The sequence below is a fragment of the Leptolyngbya cf. ectocarpi LEGE 11479 genome (assembly GCF_015207065.1).
Lineage (GTDB): Bacteria > Cyanobacteriota > Cyanobacteriia > Phormidesmidales > Phormidesmidaceae > Leptothoe > Leptothoe ectocarpi.
Genome location: NZ_JADEXP010000605.1, coordinates 1 through 1714 on the forward strand (window position 1 = coordinate 1; position 1714 = coordinate 1714).

General features: G+C 50.1%; 2 protein-coding genes. One reads left to right on the plus strand and one right to left on the minus strand.

What is annotated here, in order from left to right:
• The coding region (locus IQ260_RS30390; protein ID WP_193996770.1) for a gamma-glutamyltransferase at positions 1–412 on the plus strand (412 nt) is incomplete at its 5' end.
• 477 nt (positions 413–889) lie between these two features.
• Here IQ260_RS30390 and IQ260_RS30395 read toward each other — a convergent pair.
• Positions 890–1135, minus strand: coding sequence for a hypothetical protein (locus IQ260_RS30395; RefSeq protein WP_193996771.1), 246 nt, complete (start codon positions 1133–1135; stop codon positions 890–892).
• Positions 1136–1714: the final 579 nt, after the last annotated feature.

Genomic DNA, 1714 nt, shown 5'->3' on the forward strand with positions numbered 1-1714 from the left:
GTTAGATGCAGATCATCCAAATGCGATCGCAGCTGCAAAGCGGCCATTCCATACGATTATTCCTGGTTTTCTGAGCCGAGATGGTCAGGCATTAGGTCCGTTTGGGGTGATGGGGGCTTCGATGCAGCCCCAGGGGCATTTACAGGTGGTTTCGAATTTGGTGGATCAGGGGTTAAATCCGCAGGCGGCGTTGGATGCTCCTCGCTGGCGGTTTGATCGCGGTAATCGGGTGTTTTTGGAACAGACGGTGCCGCGTCATGTGGCGTTGGGGTTGGGCGATCTGGGTCATGATGTGCGGGTTGTTGCGGAGCCGGATACGTTTGGTAAGGGTCAGGTGATTTTGCGGTTGGAGAATGGGGTTTTGGTGGCGGGGTCGGAGCCACGGGCGGATGGGATGGTTATTGTTTTGTAGTGTTTTTTTGGGGGTTGGAGGGGAGTAAAACCGGCTGCTTGGGGTCCCTCCGAGTTCCCCAAACCCCCTGGGCAGGGCGGGATGCCGCCCTACAACCCTCATAAGAATAAAAATGTTGTCCCGAGTAGCAGGGAAAAGGGGGGAGTCGGTGGGGTGAGTTTTAATTTTCTGTGACGCGTCACAGAAAATTAAAAAAGCGTTGGTGCTCGATTCTCAGTTAGGCAATTTTTTTTGAGAGAGGCTTAGCACAATAAGACAACTTTCCTTTTACGGTGTGGAGCGAATGCGGAGCAGCGTAACCACCCCACCGACCGCCAGTGCAACTACTTTTAGCTAATGTTTATAACCCTCTTGTGCAAGGGGTGTGGGGACGTTGAGGTCCCCACGAACAGGAGGGTTTCAGGGAGGAAAGCCCTGAGCAACCCACTTCACCATTAGCCGATTGTTGAAGGCACAATCGCACCTTATCGCCATCGATTAAATCACTCTGACCCGTTTAGTCAAAATCGCCATCATTTCATTCGGTCGCCCGGTGGGCAACGGCTTACTCCAATCATTCGGCTCAGCATAGTTAAGCCTATAAAGCAGCAGAATAGTATTGCGAATCACCGTCAAACTACCCAATAACGTATGGTTAACGTTCTCGTATTCAAACTCGGGCAGGGAATCATTGGCAAGCGGAACATTGGACGCACCTGCGCCCTGGCTATTGTCTTGAAACATGGGTCTGGTCTCCAGATACAGTACATGCCCCCTGGAAGTCATCCGGACGCCCAGGAGGCTGGAGCCAGAACCCAATACCCAGCGGCTCCTCAGAAATTTTGCAAAGCGGAGCTACTGAGCCATAATGACCAAAGCTTCCAGGATTGCGTAAGAATCCGAGAGGTTAGCTGTCAGCAAGGTGTCCCCACACCTGCTGGCAGTGCCAAATATTGAGTTCTGAAATCAGGCAGCGATGATAATCACAGCCCTGAAAAGAACATACGACCTATGGATAGTCATCGTCAAGTAAAAGATTGTGACTACTATTTTTGCGACCCTAGAAGATACTTAATTCCTATACAGGCCTCTCCACTTTATCTCTCGAACTGCCTGGTGAACTAACCCTTCACGTTACCCAACAACAGTTTAAAACACTTGCCATGTCAGCTGTCAGGTGAAGATAGTTTGCCTGGATTTATACTCAACTTAAAGTGCATCTGGAACTAATGCAGGCTCTTCACAACCAAAATTAGTGCAAGGTTTGAGTATACTGCAGCTATCACTAACCTGATGCTGCTCAATGCCCAAATGGTTCAACAC

What these genes read in the sequence shown, in the direction of transcription:
- IQ260_RS30395 (WP_193996771.1), bottom strand. Translation starts at nt 1,135, where the DNA reads ATGTTTCAAGACAATAGCCAGGGCGCAGGTGCGTCCAATGTTCCGCTT.